22 protein-coding genes, 2 tRNA genes and 1 pseudogene are annotated in these 23,892 nt (G+C 36.6%); 19 read left to right on the top strand and 6 right to left on the bottom strand.

Annotation, left to right across the window (positions count from 1 at the left end; genetic code table 11):
* Positions 1-72: 72 nt before the first annotated feature.
* The 4 genes and pseudogenes from ACLHK8_RS00400 (at position 73) to ACLHK8_RS00415 (ending at position 2,995) form a co-directional block, all read left to right on the top strand.
* Positions 73-134, top strand: a tRNA-Cys gene (locus tag ACLHK8_RS00400).
* Between the two features lie 702 nt (positions 135-836).
* Entirely contained in the window at positions 837-1,307 is a 471-nt protein-coding gene (locus ACLHK8_RS00405) for an NAD(P)-dependent oxidoreductase (protein WP_063697859.1), read from the top strand.
* Positions 1,308-1,310: 3 nt separating this feature from the next.
* Positions 1,311-1,855: pseudogene (locus tag ACLHK8_RS00410) on the top strand (GNAT family N-acetyltransferase).
* Between the two features lie 477 nt (positions 1,856-2,332).
* Positions 2,333-2,995 carry an IS3 family transposase gene (locus tag ACLHK8_RS00415; protein WP_105782202.1) on the top strand — a complete coding sequence of 221 codons (663 nt, stop codon included), beginning with the start codon at positions 2,333-2,335 and terminating at the stop codon, positions 2,993-2,995.
* A gap of 182 nt (positions 2,996-3,177) precedes the next feature.
* Here ACLHK8_RS00415 and ACLHK8_RS00420 read toward each other — a convergent pair whose 3' ends face one another.
* Positions 3,178-3,348, bottom strand: coding sequence for a hypothetical protein (locus ACLHK8_RS00420; RefSeq protein ID WP_057775338.1), 171 nt, complete (start codon positions 3,346-3,348; stop codon positions 3,178-3,180).
* A 2,120-nt stretch (positions 3,349-5,468) separates the two neighbouring features.
* Here ACLHK8_RS00420 and ACLHK8_RS00425 point away from each other — a divergent pair.
* Positions 5,469-5,539, top strand: a tRNA-Cys gene (locus ACLHK8_RS00425).
* 137 nt (positions 5,540-5,676) lie between these two features.
* On the opposite strand, the gene ACLHK8_RS00430 is transcribed toward ACLHK8_RS00425, so the two are convergent.
* Positions 5,677-5,886 carry a hypothetical protein gene (locus tag ACLHK8_RS00430; RefSeq protein WP_057775513.1) on the bottom strand — a complete coding sequence of 70 codons (210 nt, stop codon included), beginning with the start codon at positions 5,884-5,886 and terminating at the stop codon, positions 5,677-5,679.
* Between the two features lie 139 nt (positions 5,887-6,025).
* On the opposite strand from ACLHK8_RS00430, the gene ACLHK8_RS00435 reads away from it, so the two are divergent.
* Together ACLHK8_RS00435 and ACLHK8_RS00440 are read left to right on the top strand one after the other, a co-directional pair.
* Positions 6,026-6,454, top strand: coding sequence for a CopY/TcrY family copper transport repressor (locus tag ACLHK8_RS00435; RefSeq protein WP_057775515.1), 429 nt, complete (start codon positions 6,026-6,028; stop codon positions 6,452-6,454).
* Entirely contained in the window at positions 6,451-8,466 is a 2,016-nt protein-coding gene (locus ACLHK8_RS00440) for a heavy metal translocating P-type ATPase (protein ID WP_156486336.1), read from the top strand. Before ACLHK8_RS00435 ends, ACLHK8_RS00440 begins: the two co-directional genes overlap by 4 nt.
* An 83-nt stretch (positions 8,467-8,549) precedes the next feature.
* On the opposite strand, the gene ACLHK8_RS00445 is transcribed toward ACLHK8_RS00440, so the two are convergent.
* On the bottom strand, positions 8,550-9,059 hold the full coding sequence (locus ACLHK8_RS00445; RefSeq protein WP_057775610.1) for a hypothetical protein: 510 nt from the start codon (positions 9,057-9,059) through the stop codon (positions 8,550-8,552).
* 205 nt (positions 9,060-9,264) lie between these two features.
* On the opposite strand from ACLHK8_RS00445, the gene ACLHK8_RS00450 reads away from it, so the two are divergent.
* The 5 genes from ACLHK8_RS00450 (at position 9,265) to pepF (ending at position 14,632) form a co-directional block, all read left to right on the top strand.
* Positions 9,265-10,005 carry an MBL fold metallo-hydrolase gene (locus ACLHK8_RS00450; protein ID WP_057775608.1) on the top strand — a complete coding sequence of 247 codons (741 nt, stop codon included), beginning with the start codon at positions 9,265-9,267 and terminating at the stop codon, positions 10,003-10,005.
* Positions 10,006-10,338: 333 nt separating this feature from the next.
* A complete protein-coding gene (gene spxA, locus ACLHK8_RS00455; protein ID WP_063697853.1) occupies positions 10,339-10,737 on the top strand; it encodes a transcriptional regulator SpxA in 399 nt (132 codons plus the stop codon).
* Positions 10,738-10,862: 125 nt separating this feature from the next.
* A complete protein-coding gene (locus tag ACLHK8_RS00460; RefSeq protein WP_063697851.1) occupies positions 10,863-11,576 on the top strand; it encodes an adaptor protein MecA in 714 nt (237 codons plus the stop codon).
* A gap of 98 nt (positions 11,577-11,674) precedes the next feature.
* A complete protein-coding gene (locus tag ACLHK8_RS00465; protein WP_063697847.1) occupies positions 11,675-12,787 on the top strand; it encodes a competence protein CoiA in 1,113 nt (370 codons plus the stop codon).
* Between the two features lie 42 nt (positions 12,788-12,829).
* The gene (gene pepF / locus ACLHK8_RS00470; protein WP_057773016.1) at positions 12,830-14,632 is read left to right on the top strand and encodes an oligoendopeptidase F; all 1,803 of its coding nucleotides are present in this window, start codon (positions 12,830-12,832) and stop codon (positions 14,630-14,632) included.
* 79 nt (positions 14,633-14,711) lie between these two features.
* Here the strand turns inward: pepF and ACLHK8_RS00475 are convergent, their stop codons facing one another.
* Complete coding sequence (locus ACLHK8_RS00475) at positions 14,712-15,326, bottom strand: DsbA family protein (RefSeq protein WP_063697844.1); 615 nt, start codon at positions 15,324-15,326, stop codon at positions 14,712-14,714.
* 273 nt (positions 15,327-15,599) lie between these two features.
* Here ACLHK8_RS00475 and ACLHK8_RS00480 point away from each other — a divergent pair, with 273 nt between their 5' ends.
* From ACLHK8_RS00480 to mgtE, 4 genes are read left to right on the top strand one after another with little or no spacing between them, the layout of a single operon-like run.
* Positions 15,600-16,250 (top strand): GTP pyrophosphokinase, encoded by a 651-nt coding sequence (locus tag ACLHK8_RS00480; RefSeq protein ID WP_057773020.1) that lies wholly within the window; start codon positions 15,600-15,602, stop codon positions 16,248-16,250.
* A gap of 6 nt (positions 16,251-16,256) precedes the next feature.
* Positions 16,257-17,063 (top strand): NAD kinase, encoded by an 807-nt coding sequence (locus tag ACLHK8_RS00485; RefSeq protein ID WP_063697841.1) that lies wholly within the window; start codon positions 16,257-16,259, stop codon positions 17,061-17,063.
* On the top strand, positions 17,053-17,958 hold the full coding sequence (locus ACLHK8_RS00490; RefSeq protein WP_063697838.1) for an RluA family pseudouridine synthase: 906 nt from the start codon (positions 17,053-17,055) through the stop codon (positions 17,956-17,958). The genes ACLHK8_RS00485 and ACLHK8_RS00490 overlap by 11 nt, the downstream gene beginning before the upstream one ends.
* A gap of 18 nt (positions 17,959-17,976) precedes the next feature.
* Positions 17,977-19,329, top strand: coding sequence for a magnesium transporter (mgtE, locus tag ACLHK8_RS00495; RefSeq protein WP_057773027.1), 1,353 nt, complete (start codon positions 17,977-17,979; stop codon positions 19,327-19,329).
* 52 nt (positions 19,330-19,381) lie between these two features.
* Here mgtE and ACLHK8_RS00500 read toward each other — a convergent pair whose 3' ends face one another.
* Both ACLHK8_RS00500 and ACLHK8_RS00505 read right to left on the bottom strand, forming a co-directional pair.
* Positions 19,382-20,029 (bottom strand): copper homeostasis protein CutC, encoded by a 648-nt coding sequence (locus tag ACLHK8_RS00500; protein ID WP_105782200.1) that lies wholly within the window; start codon positions 20,027-20,029, stop codon positions 19,382-19,384.
* A gap of 30 nt (positions 20,030-20,059) precedes the next feature.
* Positions 20,060-21,085 (bottom strand): lactonase family protein, encoded by a 1,026-nt coding sequence (locus ACLHK8_RS00505; protein WP_063697835.1) that lies wholly within the window; start codon positions 21,083-21,085, stop codon positions 20,060-20,062.
* Positions 21,086-21,223: 138 nt separating this feature from the next.
* Between ACLHK8_RS00505 and ACLHK8_RS00510 the strand changes: the two genes are divergently transcribed.
* The 3 genes from ACLHK8_RS00510 to ACLHK8_RS00520 all read left to right on the top strand — a co-directional run bounded on the left by ACLHK8_RS00510 (position 21,224) and on the right by ACLHK8_RS00520 (position 23,736).
* The gene (locus tag ACLHK8_RS00510) at positions 21,224-21,586 is read left to right on the top strand and encodes a PTS glucitol/sorbitol transporter subunit IIA (protein WP_063697832.1); all 363 of its coding nucleotides are present in this window, start codon (positions 21,224-21,226) and stop codon (positions 21,584-21,586) included.
* A gap of 15 nt (positions 21,587-21,601) precedes the next feature.
* The gene (locus ACLHK8_RS00515; protein ID WP_057773031.1) at positions 21,602-22,747 is read left to right on the top strand and encodes an AI-2E family transporter; all 1,146 of its coding nucleotides are present in this window, start codon (positions 21,602-21,604) and stop codon (positions 22,745-22,747) included.
* 143 nt (positions 22,748-22,890) lie between these two features.
* Positions 22,891-23,736, top strand: a complete 846-nt coding sequence (locus ACLHK8_RS00520) for a methyltransferase domain-containing protein (RefSeq protein WP_057773033.1) — start codon at positions 22,891-22,893, stop codon at positions 23,734-23,736.
* The last annotated feature ends 156 nt before the right edge of the window (positions 23,737-23,892 follow it).

The following is a 23,892-nucleotide window of genomic DNA, read 5'->3' on the forward strand; positions in this document are numbered from 1 at the left end:
CGTGTTATAAAGCTTGGTGTTTGAATGATCTCCATCTAAACAGATCCTTTACAAAAGGCTGGTGCTGTGATTAAAGCCAAGTGGTAAGGCAGAGGTCTGCAAAACCTTCATCACCGATTCAAATCCGGTTACCGCCTTAAAAATATGTTTAAGAAGATTTAAGAAAAACGATCGATTCTCGGTAGCATGAGAGATTGGGCGTTTTTGTTTTATAAATGAAAAAAAAGAGGCCTTTCGGTCTCTGGTCTTTAGCATGAGAATTACCAATTTTGTTATAAAATGTCAAAAAACGTTAAGATGTGTGAACGCCTTGTGTACGCCAGTCCTCCAGAAAAAGCGTCATACAGGCATTCTTTGAATTACAAAACCCCCACCGGCGGCACTAGTGCCCCCCTGAGGGGCTTTTTTTTTACTCTAAAATGCCGATTTAATAGTTTTTTGCTTTTTTAATTTTTAGCAAAACACTCTAAAACCCCAAAAAATGAATACTTTGTGGACGTTTTGCGTACGCCGGGGTGTCAAATATTTCGATTTTTATTGATTCAATCAGTATCTGCTGGAGTTGATTACTTTCCCTTAAAAGAATTGAAAGAAAATAAAATAACTTTAACATCTGCTTCAGGAATCAATTCTAACAGAAATGCATTGATGGTGTTGACTTATATTTTGATGGATACTCAGGGAGTTCAGCAAAGTATTGTGAATAGACAGTATGAGAGGTGGAAGGAGCCATCCGCTTTAGCTGATTTAACGGAAAAAAGCTACTTGATTTTTGGAACTGGAAATCTGGGCAAGTCTGTGGCTTCAGTTCTTAACTCACATGGAGCTACTAAGATATGGGGGTTAATACAAGCGGTAAGATGCCCGCCAAAAGTCATTTTGTAGCTTCCATGAGTTTAGAAGAGTGTATTAAGTCAAAAAAATTTTCAGCACCAGATTATATAATTAATTGCTTGCCTGACACCATTATGACTCATGGATTGTTTACGTATGATTTACTCAAGAGTTTTAATAAAGGGATGGTTTTTATTAATGTTGGTCGGGGTGCAGTTGTTAAATCTGATGATCTTTTACGTCTGTTAAAAGAAAAGTATATAAGGCTAGCAATGCTAGATGTTTTTGAAGAAGAACCATTACCTCAAAGTTCTGAGATGTGGATAAATGAAAGGATAATTATTACTCCTCATATTGCTGGAATTATGCCACATTTTAGAAAATCAATATATGCACTTTTTATTGAAAATTTTGAGCGCTACTTGAATGACAAACAACTCATAAATATTGTCAATTTAGATAGGGGGTGTTGAATCGTGAAAATTGAAATACCATTAAATATACCCGGGCATATAGCAAAACTTAGGTTAGCGGAGCAACAAGATGCGGATGCACTTTTTCAAATTATTGATCACGATAGGCAAGAATTAAAGAAATGGATGCCCTGGGCGTATACAACATTATCAAAAAAAGATGAATTAGTTTTTCTTCAATACGTTGAACGACAAAATGTTGCGCATAAACTATTAATGTTCACAATATTGTTTGATGAAAAAAAGGTTGGAATGATTGACCTTCATGAATTAGACAATATTAATAAGCACGCCGAATTTGGATACTGGTTGGGGGGGAATTTCACGGCTTAGGAATTATGACTAAATCGGTAAAGGCAGTATCCACTTATGCTTTTGAAAATTTACATTTTAAAAAAGTCATGTCTTATATTGATGTGAACAATACGGCGAGCTTGGCAATACCTAAACGTTTGGGGATGTTATTAGAAGGACATTTTCATAATCAAGTTGTGTTAGATGGTGTTATGAAAGATATGCTTGTTTTTTCGATTTTTCCATCGAAATAATCACTTTTTGTGGGGGAAAACAGTTAAGTCTGTTAATTTTGGGTAGAATTTGAAGAAATTGCAAAAAAACTATATTTTTCATAAAATATCGTGACTGTTTAAACAAAATTTGACGTATTATGAAAATTGGCAATTATCACTGTATCAATTCGGATAGCTAAGCATGAATGCAATCAGTAAGTTGTAATCACATGCTAGAATTCAAAGAAAAATAGAGGTTCATCATCATCGGAGAAGACGAGCTTTAGTTACTGGCATGTTAGTAGCAGTAGATAGCTGAAATGTTTAGAAAGCTTGGATTTTATGACTTGGTGTTCATAACTAAAGGGTAGCATTTGGTTGAATGTAGTATGAATTCATGGACACGATTTAGTATAATTCCATTATAGGAAGGATCGTGTTTTTATGACCAAAGCAGAAATACTCAGTTGATTTCAAGAAAATGATTGTCAAACTCTATCAGGATGGAATCCTAAAATTCTAAAAGAACTCCATAAAGAAGGTAAAAGCGTCAGTATTAAATTAGTGCAACGTTTGATGCGAAGAATGGAACTCAAATTAATTACGCGTAAAAAATGGCATTACCAACAGGCAAATGACCTTGATAACTTTGATTATCCAAATATTCTTTCACAAGATTTTAGTAAAACAGCTCCCAATCAGAAGTGGTGGGCTGATATTACTTATATTCACACCAAAGCTGATGGCTGGTGTTATTTATCAAGCATTCAAGACCTATATTCACGTAAGATTATTGCCCACAAACTGAGTCGCCATATGACTGCCAATCTTGTGAACGATACTTTACAACAAGCTTTTGAAACTAGAACAATCACGGATAAGCTGATTGTGCATACCGATTTAGGGAGCCAATATCGAAGCACCAGCTTTGAAGAACTGCTGACGGAACGTGGTATCCGCCATTCTTATAGCAGGCTTGGTTGTCCATATGACAACTCAGTTTTAGAATCATTTCATGCCAGTCTTAAGAAGAAAGAAGTTTATCAGCATCATTATCAAAACTTTAAAGCAGCAACTTATGCCTTATTTAGCTACATTGAGGGCTTTTATAATAGCAATTGGACTCATAGCAGCATCGATTATTTAACCCCAAATGAAAAAGAAAAATTAGTTGCTTAAATTATACATAAACGTGTCCAGATTCTTGACTTAAATCCAGTGTACTCACTGTCCTGAGTCCTTTTAAATTTAATCATGTTTATAATTTCACTACCATTCATTCAAATAAAAGGCGATAAATTTTTAGTAACAAACCAATTCATCGCCTCAAAGTCTTTTTTTAAATTACCAACTTCAGAATTCTACGGAAATTTTAATTGCCAAAGGTCGGATCCTTCTTCGGCTACTTTTCTGATTGCGGTAAGAGTCTTATACCACCATTTATTTTTGTAGCTCGTTCTACCTTCGATAGTCTTCAAATCATTTTCTGATAATTCTACACCCAGTTTAGAAACTTTATCTAAGCTTTTCATAATATTTATCTCCTGTACTAATTATAGTAAAATCGAGATTATTATTACTAAAAACAGTAAAAGTCTTTGAATGCAAACGATTACATAGACTTCGAAAACACACCAACAAAAATAACGTGCTCTTAAGACGCTCACTACCTTCATCAACCGCGTTATACACTCTTCCACATAAAGATTCACAAGCAATTTTAAATTAATTTAAAATTGCTTTAGCATCAGCATAAAACCAATAAAAACCATAATGAGGCCAAAGAAAGCAGCGCTCCATAAGGATACTAAAATAAATGAAGAGGTCTCCTTTCCGCCATGCTGCTTTAAGTGCCTAAATGTCCTGTAAACAGAATAGAATTGCCATATTGCCAACAATAAAGCCACAACTCCAGTTAATCTTTCAACCAATGAAATCACCTTCCTTTAAAAAGTTAGAACTACCGACCATAATACCACCATCATGTTTGTTATTTTCACTTAATTTGAAATAGTGGCTATTTTGTGAACATTTTGAATTTTTTAATATACTTTTGTGTCAGCAATGTTATTTTGGAGTCTTTAAGTGCGACTTTTAAAATGATACATTTATTTTTCCGTAGAAGGACTTAATAAGTGTCCATTTTTTTGTAAAATGTTTTCGATTTAAATCCTTTTCGAATGATTCCTTATAATATGCGAATATAGGAATAGTTTTTATGAAATTGATTAAAAAACGCCCACATCTTGCAAGAAGTGATGGATAATTTTAAATTGCGGTCTATACCGCACGGTAATGAATAGGTGATACTCCCATAAAAGGTGCGGACGACTCATTAGTATTACGATACAGTGAACCATTATTAATTGGCGTCATAGCCAATTCCATAGATGATGCCAATAACTTCCAGGCAATGATCAGGAGTCTCGAGCGAGAAGGTAGACCAATGATAAATGCTTGGAGAAATCCAGCGTATACAGTGTTTTGAAAGTGACAGCGGGACAGCAAAGAACTATTACGTTTGTATCCTAGTTCATGGACAAATAACATCATTAAAATTCGATAGTAAAACTGGGATACAAGTGTTTCCTGAATACCGATCAAGATGCTTTTCCAGTTACGAAACACTGTGTGAATCAAAATTTTCTGAATTTTCATCCTATAAAGTTAGCAGCAGGAAGAAGTTTTTGAAGTGGTAAGCGTGAGAAAAAAGTTTTGGATATCTTAATTAAAAAAGTCAAATGGTGATAAGATCATTTTATAAAGATCTTAATTTAAATGTTGAGGGATGAGAAAACGTCATAATTGTTGGTGAATCGGAAGCGTGGAATCGACATTACTGAAAACTTGCGGGATTGATAGCGTGTTCCTGTGAAGGCGACATTAGTTTTCTGAGTAAAAGTTTTACGGAACTAAATTAAAATGAATTATTTTTTCACAACCAAGTAATTGGTTATATTCCGCAAGAGATTGATTTGATACATTAAGGGCTTTTCAAAATATTCAGTTGCTATAGCTGTATAATAAATGGGCTTAAGTCAAGAATCTGGACACGTTTATGTCTAATTTAAGCGGCTAACTTTTTTGTTATTTGGTGTTAAATAATCAATACTACATTCAGTATATTTAGTGAGTTATGAGCCTGTGGCTTCAATTCATTTATTGCAACGAGAAAAAAGTAAGTTACGTAATTTTTGCACATGTTGGTAGTAATTTAATTTCGTTTTTTCTTCTTCTATCGACCTAAAATACCTTTACATCAGTACTTAGTTGTATAATTAAGATATAAAAAATGAAATCGAAAGAAGTGCATTTTTATGGTCAGTGGAATTATAGTTGGTATTCTGGTATTAGGATTTTTCGGTTGGCCTGCTTTATTTTTCGTAATGCATATTTTGCAGTTTCACTTGCTTTTATAATCGGAATTATTTTTTAATAAAATTTCGATAGCATTATGGATATTCTGGGTAACAATTGTAGCAGGTTTGATTATTTTTTATAAAGTATGCTCAAAATCAAAAAGGCAAGTAAACCAGGTAAGGACAACTAAAAGAAGGCTCTGATAGGTAATCTTTGGTCAAACCATACCTTTACAAAAAGCCGTCGCTGTGATAATCTGTTAAGCGTTGGTAATTTTGCAACTGAAAGTAATGGCGGTATAGCCAAGTGGTAAGGCAGAGGTCTGCAAAACCTTCATCACCGGTTCAAATCCGGTTACCGCCTTGGTTTAGACCATACGTTGTAAAACGATTTTTCCTGTTTTAATGGGAGAAATCGTTTTTTTGTTTAGAAATAATTTTATTAACCAAGCATGTACAGACGATACAAAAGAAAAAGAAGTAGAATTCAAGCACTGAATTCTACTTCTTATTTTTTTTATTTTCAAGAATTATTTTCCTAATACTCATAATGATATCCGTAAAATCATAAGCAGCAAATGCAGTAATCAGCCAGCGATATCCGGAAGACGAGCTAACCGTATCGCTTTGCAAGTAATAAATAAAAAAGATACCAAATAATAAATCGAGAATCATATTTATAATAAGCGGGCGACTAATTTTTATTTTCATATTGAACCTTTCTTTGTATATTGTAATGAATTAATCATAGCACAAATAAATAAGTATTTATGAACAACGGCCTTGACATTTTTTGTTTACAAATGTAATCTTATATTTGTAGATTACATTTGTAAACGAAGGAGATATTATGACCGAGGATTTAGCTATTACTACTTCCGAATGGGAAGTAATGCGAATTGTTTGGACCTTAGGAAAAGCAACTAGCAGTGAAATCATTCAATTATTAGTTAGAAAACGTCCATGGAAGGCATCAACGGTCAAGACTTTAATTGGTCGGTTAGTGCAAAAAGGAATGTTGACAGCAACAAAAGATGGACACACAAATACTTATCAGTGTGCAATATCTGAGCGGAACGCTATGCAACAAGAAGCAAATAGACTTTTTCAAAATATGTGTGCTATGAAGAACGGAAAAGTTTTAGCGCAACTTATTCAAGAGATTCAATTAAGTAAAACCGATATCCAGAATCTTCAAAAGGTTCTTAATGATAAATTGCAAACGGCACCTGACCAAGTAGCATGTAACTGTATACCAGAGGAGGAGTTAACAAAATGAATGACGATATGATGGATATGAATATGGATCACGATACCATGAATCATGGTGGACATATGATGCATATGGGTAATTTAAAACAAAAATTCTGGGTGTCACTTATTTTGACGATTCCAATCATTTTAATGAGTCCAATGATGGGAATGGATTTACCTTTTCAATTTAGTTTTACTGGATCCGACTGGATTGTCGCAGGGTTAGCTACGATTTTATTTTTCTATGGAGGAAAACCATTTTTCAGTGGTGCAAAAGGTGAGTTGCAAGAGCGTAAACCGGCAATGATGATGCTGATCGCTTTAGGAATTTCGGTTTCATATATATATAGTATATATGCTTTTATCGCAAACGATATTTTGAATATTCAACCACAAAAAGAGAGTTTCTTTTGGGAATTATCTACGCTAATCGTAATTATGCTTTTAGGTCACTGGATTGAAATGAATACAGTTAGCCGAGCCGGTAGTGCCGTGGATGCCTTAGGAAAGCTATTGCCAGATAAAGCCCATCTTGTCGAAAATGAGAAACTGCGCGATGTCAAGATTATGGATATTCAAAATGGAGAAACTTTACAGGTTCGTGCTGGAGAAAAAGTTCCTGCAGACGGGGTTATCATTTCAGGGAAATCCACGATAAATGAAGCAATGGTTACGGGCGAGGCAAAACAGGTCGAAAAAGTTGCGAAGGATAAAGTCATTGGCGGTTCAATTAATGGTGATGGTACATTTGAGTTTAAAGTCACCGGGACAGGCGAAACGAGTTATCTTGCGCAAGTACAAAAGATGGTTGCCGACGCCCAACAAAATAAATCTAAAATTGAAAATACAGCAGACCGTGTAGCAGGATGGCTATTCTATGCAGCTTTAATCATCGGAATTATTGCTTTTACAGTGTGGACCGCTTTTAATGGGTTATCTGTTGGTCTGTCCATTACTGTGACGGTTCTAATCATCGCCTGTCCACATTCATTAGGTTTAGCAGTTCCACTAGTCACTGCTCGTAGCACGGCACTGGCGGCCAATCATGGCCTTCTAATACGCAATCGAGATGCGATGGAATCAATTAAAAAAATTAAGTACGTTCTGATGGACAAAACTGGCACTTTAACTGAAGGATTATTTAAGGTTCGTCATTTTGAGAGTTATCAAAATGATTTAAGTGACAATCAGATGCTTCAAATTATGGCTAGTTTAGAAAATGGATCTAGTCATCCAATGGCAATTGGTATTTTAAATGAAGCAAAGCAACAGAAATTAACTGTAGCGCAGGCTCAAAATGCGACCCAGCTGACTGGCGTTGGGTTACAGGGGACAGTTGAAGGTCAAACTTATAAAATTGTTTCTGCAATGTATTTGGAAGAACAGAAGTTAAGTTACAACGTAGATTCATTTAAAAAGTGGGCTAGTGAAGGAAATTCAGTCGCCTATCTAATTTCTGAAGAGGTTGTTGTGGGAATGGTTGCTGAAGGAGATCTGATTAAGCCTAGTGCGAAGCAGGCAATTCAAACATTCAAGGATATGCGTATTGAACCGGTTATGTTGACTGGAGATAATGAAGAAACCGCGAAAGTAGTAGCGGATCAGCTAGGAATCACCACTTATCGTGCACAGTTGCATCCAGAAGATAAACAAAAAATAATTGGTGAGTATCAGGGACGAGGAGATCAAGTGATGATGGTCGGAGATGGCGTAAACGACGCGCCAAGTTTAGCAAAGGCCAATATTGGAATTGCTATTGGTTCTGGAACAGATGTCGCCATTGAATCAGCTGATATTATATTAGTGAAGAGCGACCCGATGGATATTGTTAGTTTCATTAAATTAGCTAAAAACACACATAAAAAAATGATGCAAAATTTATGGTGGGGCGCAGGATATAATTTGATTGCATTGCCACTTGCTGCAGGAGTTTTAGCTCCCATTGGGTTTATGCTTGACCCGATGGTTGGGGCAGCTATTATGTCATTAAGCACAATTATCGTAGCAATCAATGCGATGACCTTAAAAGTAAAATAAATAAAAACACTTCGGACACTTGGACTTTTTAAAAAAGCTCGAGTTTACGGAGTGTTTTTATGATTTTATACAAACTAAAGGTACTATGGTTGCAAACTATGCAGCTGGTAGGCACTGTAATTTGTATCGTGATAGTTATAAGCGCCACTATCACTGTATATCTTAAAAGGTTCGTAGCTCTTGGACCGCCGCCAAAATGAGTAGTCAGAGTCCAATTGCCAAATGGTTAGTAAAACGCGTGCATTTGGTTTTTTGTCAGGTTGTAACAAAAATAAATCATTTAAACCTAATGGAAGATGCCCGGATGCCGTAAATCTCATGACTTTAGCATCGAGTACTTTAATTTCCTCTTTTGAAAGGGTCATAAATGCAAAACGATAAAATCCGTTCCAACTGAAATCGCCAACGTGAAATGACACATTATAAATTAGTGGATTAGCAAAAACGGATGGTTTATCGGAAATGTCTAATAATTGAAAATCATTTTTGATTGCTGAACTAGAAAGGGTAATAAATTTATGTTCTGGATTATTTTTTTCGATTTGGTTAAGAACCGGCCAGCTTCCGAAAGTTGATGAAATTGTTTTAAGCATTATAATTCCCTCCTCTTATGTCATACTTAATTATTTAAGCATCAATACTTAACTTACACTTTCATTATACCTTGTTAGCAAAAAAATATGAAAAGGTTTTCTTTTTTTGAGCCTGATATGTTAAATTAAGTATAGGAAACGGTTAATTACTTGCGGGACGCAGGTGAAAAGCATAATCTAAAAGTAAACGAGAGGGGCGTATAAATTGAAATTAACGGTGTTAGGTTATTATGGTGGGTATCCTTGGAACAATGTTGGGACTAGTTCATATTTGATCCAATCTGGAGGCTATAATCTCCTCTTAGACTGTGGAAGTGAAGCTTTACTGACGCTGGAAAAGGTTCTTGATCCCTTACAATTGGACGCTGTTTTGTTATCTCATTATCACCATGACCATACGGCGGATGTTGGTGTTCTTCAGTATTATTGGCAGTTGAAGAACGGTTCAAAAAAGGAAGCAGTTTTACCAATCTATGGACATACTCAGGATCCGTTAAATTTTGGTGCATTAACCTGGCCAAACTCAACGGTTGGAAAGGCTTATAGTGAAGATCAGACCTTAGATTTAGGGCCTTTCGAATTAACTTTTATGAAAACACAGCATCCGGTTCCGGCTTTTGCAATTAAACTTGTTGAAAAAGTTTCGCAGAAAGTGCTCGTTTTTACTTCTGATACAGCTTATTTTTCTGGTTTAGTAAGTTTTGCGCAAAATGCCGATATGTTGATGACAGACACAAATTTTTATGCAGACAAAACAGGAAAAAAATGGCACATGACGTCAGCTGAGTCTGGAGACTTAGCAAAACTAGCACATTCCAAACGCCTTCTCTTAACGCATCTTCCCCAAGAAGGTAGCTTAGACACATTAGTGCAAGAAGCCCAAACTAGTGCGGGAACAAGCGTTCAAGTGGAACGTGCACATAAACTCCGAACATATCAGATTTAGCCGCCTAATTTGCAAATTGGTATAGTTTACATTTAAACGATTTGACCGTTCTTTTATGTGCTTTTTGTTATTATGTATAATTATTGTCTTCAATAAGAATTTAATTAAGAAGACTTATTGAATAAATTAACGTTAAAGATTAATATGTTATATATTAACTAGGTATGAAACAGAATATCCGATAGTGTTCAATAGTAATTTACAAAAAGTAAGAAAAAAGTTTGTAGAAACTATAGCTTTATAAAGCGCGGCGGGTTATAATAGTTTATGTAAAGAGATTGAACTTGCTTATTAAAAGCTTAATTTGGTTCGATTTGTTAAGGAGGAAAAAATATGGTTACTTTATATACTTCACCGAGTTGTACATCTTGCAGAAAAGCGCGTGCATGGCTCAAAGAGAATAACATTCCATTTCAGGAACGTAATATTTTTTCCGAACCATTGACAATGGATGAAATTAAATCCATTCTGAGAATGACAGAAAATGGAACGGAAGAAATTATTTCAAAACGTTCTAAAGTATTTCAAAAACTAAACGTAAATCTTGATGAATTACCATTACAGAAACTTTTTGATTTAATTCAAAAAAATCCTGGCTTACTAAGAAGACCAATTATTTTAGATGAGAAACGTCTTCAAGTTGGGTACAATGAAGATGAGATTCGTCGATTCTTACCACGGGATGTTCGGACATACGAGCTTCGCGAAGCACAACGTTTAGCTGATCTTTAGAATTAAGGGCAGGTTAATTGCAAAAAGTTAGATTTGTGGGATAATATCCATGAATCTATTTTTTTAGTTAGATTCTGTTGTGACACACAGCAGATAAAAGTAACGAGAAGCTGGAGGTGCGACCCATGGAAATGGAACGAATTAATGATGACACAATTCGAGTTGTAATTGGTAATGAGGATCTAAGCGAGCGTGGCATTACCGTTCTTGATTTGTTAGGCAGTCATAAGCAGATAGAAGATTTTTTCTACAGCATTTTACAAGAGGTCGATACGGATCATCAATTTCAAGAAAATGATGCTGTGACTTTCCAGGTGTTACCTAATCAAAATGGGTTAGAACTTTTTATTAGTAAAAATTCTGATATGAAGGGTAATTCAAAGGTAAATGCTGATAGTAATACATTTAATATTAACAATGAAGATGATGTTTCTGAGTTCATTAAGCATCAGTTAATGCAACATGATGACGAAAGCAAAAAGAAGGTAGAGTCCACAAAGGATTCTAGTCCAGCTGATTTGGATCCCTATCTTAATGATCCAGATACGAATACGCAAGAGTTTGTTTTGAAATTACCAAACTTTGAAAGCATGCCTGAGATTGCTCGGGTTTTGCGACTCGAGAGTGCAGCATCTAATCTGTTTAAATATAGGGATGAGTATTATTTAGATTTGATCTTTTTCGTTGACGAATCTAGTCCGAAAACTGTCAAAAATGAACTTGCAATTGCCTATGAATATGCGGATGCTTCTGAGGTTACAGCAGATGTTTTGCATGAACATGGTAAAGAAATCATGAGTCAGAGCGCCCTTGAACTTACGCGCCACTATTTTAAGTAAATATACTGGTCTTAGCTTTTAAGCTTAGATCAGTTTTTTTGTTTTGAAAAAGTTTTACCAGCTTCTTACGTATTTTAAAAGTAGGGGGAGATGGCAAAATGTTTGTTGCAAATAAGAATAATCAAAGCGTGCTGGCAGTTGATGCAAGGCGTAATAGTAAATATACTTGTCCTGGATGTGGGGAGGCTGTGATTTTAAGGCATGGTCAAATGCGGCTGTCGCATTTTGCCCATCACGCAGGATCGAATTGTGAAGTTTTCAGCGAGGGAGAAACCAAGGCTCATTTAGAAGGAAAAACACAAATATTTGATTGGTGTCGAAAAAATCATCTGGCGGTTAAATTAGAAGCTTATTTACCGGAGTTACAACAAAGACCAGATATTTTAGTGAATTGGCATCACCATTGGACGGCAATTGAGTTTCAATGTAGCCCCATTTCTTTGGAAAAGCTTTCCGCAAGAACGCGTGGCTATTATGAGCATGGATATAAAGTTTGGTGGATTTTGGGGCCAACTTATTTGGCGAGAAAACTAACATTAGAAAAAATATCTAAATTCGCTTATTTTCAAAAATCACTTAATCTATTTCTCTCTTTCTATAATCCGCAAACTGAGCAATTTATAGTTAAACATCATCTTACACAAGATTTGTTTGGAAAAATTAAGTGGGCTGACCACGCCTTTTCGCCTAGTAAAACTACTTTTAATGAGTTATTTCATCAAACCCAAAGGTGGACTCGTGAAAATCATTATAATGCCAATCGAGAAGCTTTCGAATTACAAAGGAGATTATTGGGTAGATACACGGATCCGCGGTTGGCGAAGGCACAGAGGTATTGCTACATGCATCATTTAAATTTAGCGGGGTGTCCGTGGTTTGTTCATGGCGAAGATTTTGATTTTCCAACGGGAACCATGATACCTATCGAGGTGAAAGTACGGTTTTTAATTAGATTGATGGAAGCTAAACGAAGTCAACTATTTTCATATCGAATGCTGTTTTCATGGTTTGAGAATTCAACTAGTGAATACAAGTTACAATTTCCAAATATTTCTCGCTCGAAATTCGATGTTGAAATGAATTTTCAACATTTTTTAGATGACTTACTTTCAAATGGAATTATGCAAATTGAGCATGAACACTATCAAATTAAAAAATTACCTTATTGGTACAATGATTTGAACCAAAAATTACATTTCTTACCGGCTTGAGTATGTTAAAGTAAGGTTAATTTAAAATGGGAGGAAAATTAAATGTCGGAAATTAAGCAATTACCAAAACGTAGTGAAGTACCAATTGAATTAACTTGGGATCTTTCAACAATTTTTAAAAATAAAGAGGCTGTTAATAAGGCTATCGCCGAGTTACATCCACGGGTAAATGAGCTAGTGAAGCTTGCTGGTGGTCTGGACAAGGACAGCAATAGTTTGCTAACAGCTATTCGAAGCGAGCTTGAAATTGAAAGCCAACTGGAACGTATTTATGTTTATGCAGAACTAAAAAATGATCAAGATACTTCAAATAATCAAAATCAAGCACTAAAAGATCAAGTCACTAGTTTAGTGGCCAAGGTGTCTGCAAAATTAGCTTGGTTTGAACCAGAAATTTTAGCAATCCCTAAAGCTACTCTGGAAAAATATCAAGAAAATAATACAGAACTAAAACCTTATCAGCATTACTTTGAAGTACTTAACTTAAAGAAAAATCATGTTCTTACAACAAAAGAAGAAGCCATTTTGGCTGGTGCAGGATCCGTTTTTGAAGTTTCTTCTAATGTTTTTGGAATCTTAGATAATTCTGATCTCAAGTTTCCGTTCGTAAAAGATGAGGCCGGAGAAGCGGTCCAATTGTCTCAAGGCGTGTATTCAACCCTGCTGCAGTCAACTGAGCAGTCTGTTCGTAAAGAAGCCTTTGAACAGCTTTACGCAGTGTATGAGCAGTTTAAAAATACGTTTGCCATGACACTTGCCGGAGAAGTCAAGGTTCATAATTTCAAAGCACAAATTAGAGGGTATAAAGATGCCCGTCAGGCTGCTATGAGTGCAAATGCAATTCCAGAATCGGTTTATTCTAATTTGATAACTGAGGTGCATGATCATTTGGATTTACTTCATAGGTATGTCGGTTTACGGAAGAAGATTCTTAATTTAAAAGAATTACATATGTATGATTTATACACACCGATTACAGGAAAATCGCCTTTAAGCTACACGTATCAGGAAGCACAAAAAGAAGCTAAAGCAGCCCTTCAAATTATGGGTAGTGATTATGTGGGCCACGTGGAGGACGCGTTTAAGAACCGGTGGATTGATGTTGTTGAAAATGAAGGTAAAAGAAGTGGTGCTTATTCTTCAGGTGTGTATGGGACCAATCCGTTCATGCTACTTAACTGGCACAATGATTTGGACAATTTATTTACATTGGTCCATGAGATGGGACACAGTATGCACAGCTACTACACAACCCATAATCAACCTTATCAATATGGTGATTATCCGATTTTTGTTGCTGAAATTGCGTCGACAACTAATGAAAATATTTTGACACAGTATCTTTTAGATAAGTATGATGATCCACAAATTAAGTTGTTCGTGCTGAACCATTATCTAGATGGATTTAAAGGGACAGTTTATCGACAAACACAATTTGCCGAATTTGAACAATTTATTCATGAGACAGATGCCCGCGGAGAAGCCCTAACTGCAGAAATGATGTCGGATTATTACGGTAAATTAAATCATCGTTATTATGGGAATGATGTGATAAATGATTCACAAATTAAATCAGAATGGACTCGGATCCCGCACTTTTACTATAATTTTTATGTTTATCAATATGCAACTGGTTTTGCGGCTGCATCAACTTTGGCTAACGGTATTTCATCAAAAGAACCACATGCAAGGGAAAACTATTTAAACTATTTGAAGTCAGGTAGTTCTGATTTTCCTTTGAATGTGATGAAAAAAGCCGGGGTTAATATGGCTGAAAAACAATATTTAGAAGACGCGTTTGCTGTGTTTGAAAAGCGCTTGAATGAATTCGAAGCCTTACTATAAAAAAATAAAGAGCTTCTTAACAACAACGGCAGGTACCGCGATGGTTAAGAAACTCTTTATTTAAATCTATAGAGAAAAATTATAGAACGTGGGGAAATGAAACTGATGCATGTGAAAAACTGATGGCAGAAGAAAGCGGACACTCGTCATCTTGGCAAATCTGTTGCAAAGTTTCATTATTGAAATCTTCCACGAGAATACCACAATTATCATCGTCGTCATTAAAGATAACAGCGGCTGGGGAGATATTGACGTTCATTTCCGAAGCGGTTTTTTGATCGGCCTTAAAGGCATCTTTGGCTAATTGAGAACGCCGGTCGGTTTCAAACATCTCAAGGTCTAGGTTAGCTTGTTCAGCAATTTTAGAGCCCAGTTGTTTAGAATACGAAAGTTGATTGCCATTAATTTCTTGTTGAATTAATTTCAAAAAATTTCGGCCGTGTCTCTTACATTGAAAAAGGGCCGCCTTGTAATCTAAAATCATATTGTACATGTCAGCTGACAATTCATTGTATGAGTCATAAGTTTTATTATTATTATTATGCAAGTAATCTTGAACAATTTGCATATTCAGCATGGGGATGATCTGAAAACCGACTTTTTGATCAACATTATGGACAAAATCCATCATGACCTTTTCAGATTGCATGCACTTTTCGCCCCATGGTGTCACGAATAAATAGACATCAAGCATTAAACTCTCCTCCATCAAAAATTCAAAATTAATTATTTTTTTAAGTTATATTTTGTAGGACAACAATATAGACTTTACCAAACTTTGAAAAAATATCAAATAAAATGTTTTATTAAACTTTGATTCAGCTGTATCTTAGCGCATTTAACCGTTTAAGGTAAAGGAAAGCGAATCAAGAATAAGATGGAATAAATGGAATAGCGTTTGAGAAGAATAAGTGTAGGTTTTATGCTAAAATTAGAGTTAGCGTTTTAAAAAAGTGAGGCAATTTACGTGATTGATAATTGGGAACAATTCTTATTACCATACAAACAAACCGTTGATGAATTAAAAATAAAACTACGGGGAATTCGAAAACAATTTCAAAATGATGATCAACAAAGTCCAATTGAATTTGTAACTGGAAGAGTTAAACCCGTTTCTAGCATTAAAGAAAAAATGGTTCGCCGTCAGGTCCGCGAAGATCGGCTTGAACAAGACATGCAAGATATTGCGGGCGTCCGGGTTATGTGTCAGTTTGTTGAAGATATTTATCAAGTTGTTGATTTGCTTCGTAAGCGAACCGATCTGACAATTATTGAGGAACGTGACTACATTAACAACGAAAAACCAAGTGGTTACCGATCTTATCACATTGTAGTGGAGTATCCAGTCCAGTTAATATCCGGAGAAAAAAAGATTTTGGCTGAAATTCAGATTCGGACTTTGGCAATGAATTTTTGGGCCACGATTGAACATTCTTTAAACTACAAATATCAAGGCGAATTTCCTAAAGAATTAAGTGATCGGCTGCAAAGAGCGTCAGAGGCGGCCTTTTCCTTGGATGAAGAAATGTCGGAAATTCGAGAAGAAATTCAAGAAGCTCAAAAATTATTTTCCAGAGAACGTTCGGATCATAATAATTACGGCTCACATAAGGACTGATATCAGATGAAAGTAGCAGTTTATAATACGAAAGCAAATAATTCTAAAAGCGTTGCTGATCAACTAACAAAAAAATTAAAAGAAAACCAAATTGGTATTGATAATAGGCATCCAGATATTGTCATTACAGTTGGTGGAGATGGCACCTTACTTTCCGCTTTTCAGCATTATAAAGCTCAGTTAGCACATGTCCGCTTTATTGGGGTCCATACAGGCCACCTAGGTTTTTATACTGATTGGCAAGATTATGAGTTAGATGACTTAATCAAAGCGATTAAAGCAGATACAGGTGAGTCCGTTGGTTATCCCATTTTAGACATTGATGTCACCCTAGTCGGGGAGTCTAAGCCAAGGCAATATCAGGCGGTAAATGAGTCTACAATTAAGAAGATATCGTCCACATTGGTTGCCGATGTTTATATTAAGGATCAATTGTTTGAACGTTTTCGAGGGGATGGACTTTGTATTTCAACACCGACTGGATCCACAGCCTATAACCGATCCATTGGTGGTGCGGTTATACATCCGCAACTAGAAGCTTTACAGATGGCAGAAATTGCATCAATAAATAATCGAGTTTTTAGAACCTTGGGCGCATCTGTTATTATGGCTCCAGATGAATGGGTAACCATTCGACCAGCGCATGGCGGTAATTTTAATTTTACGGCTGATCAGGTGGATGTCGTGAATTCACCAATTGAACAAATTGAATATCGTATTGGTAAACAAAAAATTAATTTTGCGAAATATCGGCATATTGGATTCTGGAATCGTGTTCATAACGCGTTTATTGGTGACGGAAATGAAGATTAGTTGGCAGGTAAAAGTCGAAAGTCCGGAGAAGATCCGGACCTTTTTATATCAAAAAGGGGTTTCCCGGACGCTACTAAAAGATGTCAAATTTCATGGGGGCAATATTGAACTTAATCAAAATGAAGTTCGGGCCTCAGAAGAAGTGGTGACTGGGGATGAATTGACCTTAACGTTACCACCTGAAATTACGAATGATCATGTGGCCGTTTCCAGTGAGCCAATTGAAATTTGTTACGAAGATGATCATTTTTTGGTTGTTAATAAACCAGCCTATATGGCGACTGTCCCATCACATGTCTATTCAAACGATACCCTTGTAAACCGCGTGAAGGGTTATTATCAACGACAAAAATATGAAAGCCAAGTTACTCATGTCGTGACTAGGTTAGATCGGGATACTTCTGGATTGGTTATTTTTGCTAAGCATCATTTTGCACATTCTGTTTTGGATAGAGAATTAAAGGAACATCAGATAAAAAAAATCTATACAGCAGTTGTAATGGGACATCTCCCGCAAAAACATGGTTTAATTGACCTGCCAATTTCGCGTGATCCAGGATCTTTTATTCGACGCCAGGTTTCTGCGGAATCTGATGGGCGCCGTTCAGTTACAGAATATTGGGTAGTTAAATCTTTGCGTGATGCTTCATTATTGCGTGTGCAGTTACATACGGGAAGAACGCATCAGATTCGGGTTCATTTTTCAGAACTCGGCCATCCGTTAGTTGGTGATGTGTTGTACGGTGGGAGCTGCAGTGGTTATATGCAACGTCAAGCGTTACATTGTGCCTCCATTTCTTTTTTTAACCCATTTACAAATCGTCAAGTTAAGGTCATGGCTCCTTTACCAAAAGACTTAGCGGCGTATTTGGAACAGGAAACTCGTAAGCTATGAGGCTGAGGAGAATCAGGTATGACAGAAGGATTAGAACAACTTAATAATCAATTAACAACTGCGTTAAACAAAAGAAATCGGAAAAATTTTCGAAAACTTTTTCTAGGACTCCATGGATATGAACAAAGTCAATTATTTGCTGAATTTGATTTTGCACAAAGAAAATTAATTTATACATTTTTATCTCCAGAGGAATTAGCAAATGTTTTTGATGATACGGAAGAAGACCCCGGAGAAATGGGGAAGTATCTTGATGAAATGTCTGATGCATATGTATCACGGTTATTATCTGAAATGTATATGGATAACGTGGTGGATATTTTTACAGATATTCGACCAATAAAACGCAAAAAATATATCGGTTTATTGCCATCAGATGAAGCTGACCAAGTTCGTGAACTCATTCATTATGAAGACGAAACGGCCGGTTCCATAATGACTACGGAGTTTATTAAAGTAGACAAGAATCAAACTGTGGACACGGCCATGCAGCATGTTAAGCAAGAAGCGCAGGAAGCCGAAGTTATTGCTTATATATATGTGACGGATGAAGCAAATAAGTTAGTGGGTGTTTTATCTGTTCGAGATTTAATTACGCATTCTGATGATGAAAAAGTGGCTGATGTCATGGCAACCCGGGTTTTGGCAGTAGACGTTAATGAAGATCAAGAAGCGATTGCCGAACAGGTTCGTGATTATAATTTCGTGGCTATTCCTGTTGTGGATGCTTCTGAAGAGATTGTTGGAATTATTACGGTTGATGATATTATTGATGTTATTGATGAAGAATCTGCCGAAGATTATTCTCATTTGGCTGGTGTTGACACAGAGACCATTTCGCGTAACCCATTCCAAACGGCGTTAAAACGATTACCGTGGTTAATTACTTTACTTTTTTTAGGAATGTTAACAGCAACCTTGATCAATCATTTTGAAGGATTGCTTTCTCAAGTTAGTGTATTGGCTATTTTCATATCCTTAATTACAGGGACGGCTGGTAACGCGGGGACACAAAGTTTGGCTGTGGCAGTGCGCCGATTAGCTACTAATAACCACTTAAAAATTGCCCGTTTAATTTTAAATGAAATAGCAACGGGAATTATAATTGGCGTGATAACTGGTGTTTGTGTGTTTATCATGGTTGGTGTTTGGAAACAAAACTTTTTGCTTGGCGCAGTGGTTGGCACTGCAATGGCAAGCGCAATTTTTGTAGCCAATTTGGCTGGTAGCTTAATTCCAATTGGCATGGAAAAATTAGGCGTGGATCCGGCTGTGGCGAGTGGTCCGTTTATTTCAACTCTCAGTGATCTTACAAGTGTTTTAATTTATTTCAACATTGCTCAATATTTCTTACAACTATTTATAAAATAAAAAAATAGCGGAACAGTCTCAACCAATTTGGTTGTCAGCTATTCCGCTATTTTTAATTTTCAAGTTTACCGACTATTTTACTACCATGAGCTTCAAAAACGCCTAACTCGTTAGTAACTTCAGTTAAATTATCTGATGTAATGCCACCACCTGGTAATATAATTAAACGTTGATGGGCGTTTGCAATGGTTTGCTTTAGATCAGCATAATGACTGGCGAGAGGCGTGTCTAAGGCGCCCCCATGGGTTAAAATCCGATCGATTCCAGCATCAGCAAGCCAGTCAATGGATTCGGCTTGTTTTGCTTTTGGAATGGCATCAAACGCCATATGAAAGGTAATTTGCATGCCACCGGCGGCCGCAATCAGCATTTCAAGAGCATCAGTATCCAAACTACCATCTGCATTTAAAGCTCCAAAGACAACGCCATCCATACCAAGTTCTTGTGCCTGAAATACGTCAGTTTCCATAATCTTTAGTTCCGTGTCCGTATAAACGAAGTCTCCACCACGGGGGCGGATCATCGCCATTACGGGGATGTGATGTTCATTGGCATATTTTTGGGTTTCTGCCATAACGCCTTTGCTGACCGTAGTCCCTCCGACAGCGAGATTATCGCAAAGCTCAATCCGATTGGCGCCAGCATGAATGGCTTTAGGAACATTCGTGAAATTTTCTAAGGCTACTTCTTTAATTATCATAAATAACTCCCGTCTGTTATCAAAATTTAGTTATTCAAACACAACACAAACGCCTTCGGGTAAAGCAACATCTTTTTCAAATAAGGTAAGTTTTCCGTTTTCTTTTGATCGAGAGAACAGGGTTAAATTATCGGTATTTTGGTTAGCACAAACGATGAATTTTTCCGTTGGATCTAAGGCAAAGTCACGCGGAAAATCGCCTTCAACAGAAATATTTTGAATTAGTTTCAAAGAACCATCTGAGCTGATTGCAAAAACTGCCAAGGAATTGTAACCACGATTAGAGACGTACAGAAATTTATCATCTTGACTAATTTTGATTGCAGCTGCCCCGTTATGTGCGTCCCAAGTGGAAGGAATCGTGCTGATTGTTTGCAAATGTGAGAATTTGCCGTTTTGTTGGTCATAAGTTAAAACCTCAACAGCACTGCCGAGTTCTCCAGCTAGATACGCAGTTGAGCCATGTTTTGAAAAAACAATGTGGCGAGGGCCAAAGCCAGCTTTGGTTTTATAGCGGGTCACTTCAGTGAGCTTTCCTTCGTCAGAAACGTCATACGTATATACTTCATCGGTTCCTAAATCACAAACTACTAATCGATTGTCAGGTGTCAAATCGCTAAAATGGACATGGGCACCATCAGCTTGTTCCGGTTTTGGCCCTTTACCAGAATGGGTAACCACATCTGTTTGGCTGAGGGTACCATCGGCTGCAATTTTATAAACAGTCACAGTTGCTAAATGGTAATTTGAACTGTAAAGAAGTTGTCGATGCTCATCAACTGCCACATAAGCCGGTGAATTTCCGGGAGTTACAGCATGTTGAACAACTGTTGCAGGTTTGGTGTTAAGGTCGATGACAGCAACTCCACCATCTGCATTTTTTTGATCGACTGTGTAGAGAAAATTATGTTTAGATTTTGCTAGATAAGTCGGATTGCCAATCTCAGCCACTAAATCAGCTTGGCTTAATGCGTTTGTTTCGGTGTCTAAAGACATTTTATAAACACCATGACTTGTTTTTTTTGTATAAGTACCAACGAAAAATGATTCTTTCAAAATAAAAACCTCCTTCTATTCTCTAAGGTAAAATTATAGCACAAATATGGATATCTCTGTGCACGCTTCCATTTTCTTTATTTGATGAAGCTTGCTATGCTACAATGTAAGCAAGAATTCATTTGAGGAGTGGTATTTATGATGATTACATCTGAGGTTACAGAAATAGGGCCAAATGCTATTGTAGAAAGTGATCCAATCGCCATTTTATTCGGTCCAGAGGCAACGAACAATCTTAAGGATGTTGCTGTGATTCAAAAATTTGATGTGCGTCATCCTGAATTTAATTTAAGACGTGGTTCACAAATTAGTATTCGCAACCATACTTATACAGTTACCTTCTGTGGTAAATTGGTTAATGCAAATTTGCAGGGAGTGGGTCACGTCACACTTTGTTTTTCCGCAATTCCCGAAACGCCTCTTGAAAGCGCAATTTATCTGTCGCCTGAGAAATTTCCTGGATTTACAGTTGGCGATAAAATAATTTATACATTTAAATGATTGAGTGGTGATTTTTTGAAGACAGAAAAGGATTCGTGGCGCTCATGGTTCACAAAACTAGTTTTAAATAACCGACTTATTGTTAATCTCATGATTGTGTTACTATTTTTATTAATTATTTTCGTATTTTCAAAAGTCACTTGGTTTTTCCAACCAATCAGTGATTTTGTTGATATTGTAGGTTTTCCGGTTGTGTTAGCAGGTGTATTATTCTATTTATTTAATCCGCTTGTTGATCGTCTAGAACGAAAGTATCATGTTAACCGGGTATGGACGATTACTGGTTTATTTGTGATTGTGGTGTTACTCATCGTTTTAGCTGTGGTTTCCTTGATTCCAGTTATTCGAAATCAAGCAACCGATTTTTTGAAAAACTGGCCAGATTATTGGAATCATTTGGTTAATCAGATGGATAAGTGGTTGAATGATCCCCGTTTTGGGCAGTTTCAAAAGGAACTCGAAGAATTAAGTAAATCGGCGGTAAGTTCTTTTTCCAGCTGGTTTAGTAATGCCGCTAATCATACATTTACATCGGTAGGCGGTGTGATTAGTTCTGTTACAAAAATTGTCGTTGGTCTGATTACCATGCCATTTATTTTGTTTTATCTCTTAAAAGATGGTCATCGGTTGCCCAAGTACTTAGCTCATTTTTTACCGATTCGAAAAAGAACTGGGTTTATTCAGATTCTTGATGAAGTTAACGGCAAAGTGAGTGGTTATATCCGTGGACAATTGATTGTGGCTTTTTGCGTAGCAATTATGTTTTTTATTGGGTATTTAGTAATTGGCTTAAAATTTGCTTTAACTTTGGGGATTGCAGCGGGCGTTTTGAACTTAATTCCGTATCTTGGCTCATTCTTGGCCATGATTCCGTCTCTTGTATTGGCGGCGTTCATATCGCCTTGGATGCTTGTTAAGGTCCTGATAGTATTTGCGATTGAACAAACAATTGAAGGACGAATCCTTTCTCCATTAATTTTGGGAACCAATTTGGCTATTCATCCGGTCACAATTCTGATCGTTTTACTGGCATCTGGAAGGATGTTCGGCGTACTAGGAGTTATCTTTGGAATCCCGGTTTATGCAGTTTCTAAAGTCCTGTTAACGCATCTATTCCATTGGTACAAGCAGCAAAATGGTGGCTACGAAAAATCCGATTAGGTTAAATTATCAATCCTAAGTGTACTAAGAGAATTTCTTAGATAGACTTGGGATTTTTTGCTTTTTGGATACTACCCTAAACGCTGCCATGTTATGCTTAACTACGTGGATTTATGAATAATTTTAATGAGGATGATTAAAAGTTGAAAAAAAGAGAAAAAGGCATTCAGTTTATTGAAAATAATTTAACCTTATTCCGCTGTCCCGTTTGTCATGAAACTTATGATCACGTGGATTCGGGGAGTATTGTCTGTCCAAATCAACATGCAATCGACATTTCAAAAAAGGGGACGCTATATTTTTTGAATCATGCTGTCTCAAGTGAATATGATGACGCGATGTTAGCCTCAAGAAGACGGGTATTAACGGCGGGGTTGTTTGATCCAATTTGTCGAGAGTTTGCACAACATTTGACGAAAAAAGAAGTTATTTTGGATGTTGGGTCTGGCGAGGGAACTCCGTTGAAAAAAACACTCTCGATGGTAGATGATGCAACAGCAATTGGGTTTGACATTTCAACGGCGGGCATTAATCTAGCCACTCAACTGGATAGTGAGGCGTTTTTTTGTATTGCTGACTTGGCAAACCTGCCATTTACTGAAGATAAATTTACTACCATTTTGGATTTATTTTCACCATCTGCCTATGCCGAATTTCAGCGTGTTTTGAAACCTGGTGGGCAAGTTCTAAAAATCGTGCCTAATTCCAATTACTTAGGTGAATTACGCCATTTGTTGTATGACGAAAAAAGTCAACATGCTGACTATCAAAATGATCAGGTTGTCCAGTTATTTGAAAAGCATTTTGCTAATTCACAGGCTAAACGACTTACCTACACGTTTAATTTTGCGGAATCTTTGTTGCCGGATCTGATCCAAATGACGCCTTTGCATTGGGGAGCAAGTCCAGAAATGATTCAGCACGCAAAAGACTCCCATTTAGATCATATTACGGTGGATGTAACTTTGTTGAAGGGCACGATTGCTTGAACACTAGGCCTAGTAGAGGTTGCACATCTTTAGTTATGGTGTTAACATTTATAAGAAATCGGTTGCTAATCAACATCGAGAAATCGTTGGTGGTCAGCAAGTTGTACTTCACCTAACGTAGAAGCTCGCCGTGCCTACACCGAGTGTCTACGCTTT

It is taken from the genome of Pediococcus sp. M21F004 (assembly GCF_051122535.1).
Lineage (GTDB): Bacteria > Bacillota > Bacilli > Lactobacillales > Lactobacillaceae > Pediococcus > Pediococcus inopinatus.

Bases quoted from the DNA above. Each gene is read 5' to 3' on its own strand.
- ACLHK8_RS00440 (WP_156486336.1), top strand. From the start codon at position 6,451: ATGAATGACGATATGATGGATATGAATATGGATCACGATACCATGAAT.
- ACLHK8_RS00420 (WP_057775338.1), bottom strand. From the start codon at position 3,348: ATGAAAAGCTTAGATAAAGTTTCTAAACTGGGTGTAGAATTATCAGAA.
- ACLHK8_RS00460 (WP_063697851.1), top strand. From the start codon at position 10,863: ATGGAAATGGAACGAATTAATGATGACACAATTCGAGTTGTAATTGGT.
- spxA (WP_063697853.1), top strand. From the start codon at position 10,339: ATGGTTACTTTATATACTTCACCGAGTTGTACATCTTGCAGAAAAGCG.
- ACLHK8_RS00475 (WP_063697844.1), bottom strand. From the start codon at position 15,326: ATGCTTGATGTCTATTTATTCGTGACACCATGGGGCGAAAAGTGCATG.
- ACLHK8_RS00490 (WP_063697838.1), top strand. From the start codon at position 17,053: ATGAAGATTAGTTGGCAGGTAAAAGTCGAAAGTCCGGAGAAGATCCGG.
- ACLHK8_RS00430 (WP_057775513.1), bottom strand. From the start codon at position 5,886: ATGAAAATAAAAATTAGTCGCCCGCTTATTATAAATATGATTCTCGAT.
- ACLHK8_RS00405 (WP_063697859.1), top strand. From the start codon at position 837: ATGGGGGTTAATACAAGCGGTAAGATGCCCGCCAAAAGTCATTTTGTA.
- pepF (WP_057773016.1), top strand. From the start codon at position 12,830: ATGTCGGAAATTAAGCAATTACCAAAACGTAGTGAAGTACCAATTGAA.
- ACLHK8_RS00500 (WP_105782200.1), bottom strand. From the start codon at position 20,029: ATGATAATTAAAGAAGTAGCCTTAGAAAATTTCACGAATGTTCCTAAA.
- ACLHK8_RS00510 (WP_063697832.1), top strand. From the start codon at position 21,224: ATGATGATTACATCTGAGGTTACAGAAATAGGGCCAAATGCTATTGTA.
- ACLHK8_RS00435 (WP_057775515.1), top strand. From the start codon at position 6,026: ATGACCGAGGATTTAGCTATTACTACTTCCGAATGGGAAGTAATGCGA.
- ACLHK8_RS00445 (WP_057775610.1), bottom strand. From the start codon at position 9,059: ATGCTTAAAACAATTTCATCAACTTTCGGAAGCTGGCCGGTTCTTAAC.
- ACLHK8_RS00465 (WP_063697847.1), top strand. From the start codon at position 11,675: ATGTTTGTTGCAAATAAGAATAATCAAAGCGTGCTGGCAGTTGATGCA.
- ACLHK8_RS00485 (WP_063697841.1), top strand. From the start codon at position 16,257: ATGAAAGTAGCAGTTTATAATACGAAAGCAAATAATTCTAAAAGCGTT.
- mgtE (WP_057773027.1), top strand. From the start codon at position 17,977: ATGACAGAAGGATTAGAACAACTTAATAATCAATTAACAACTGCGTTA.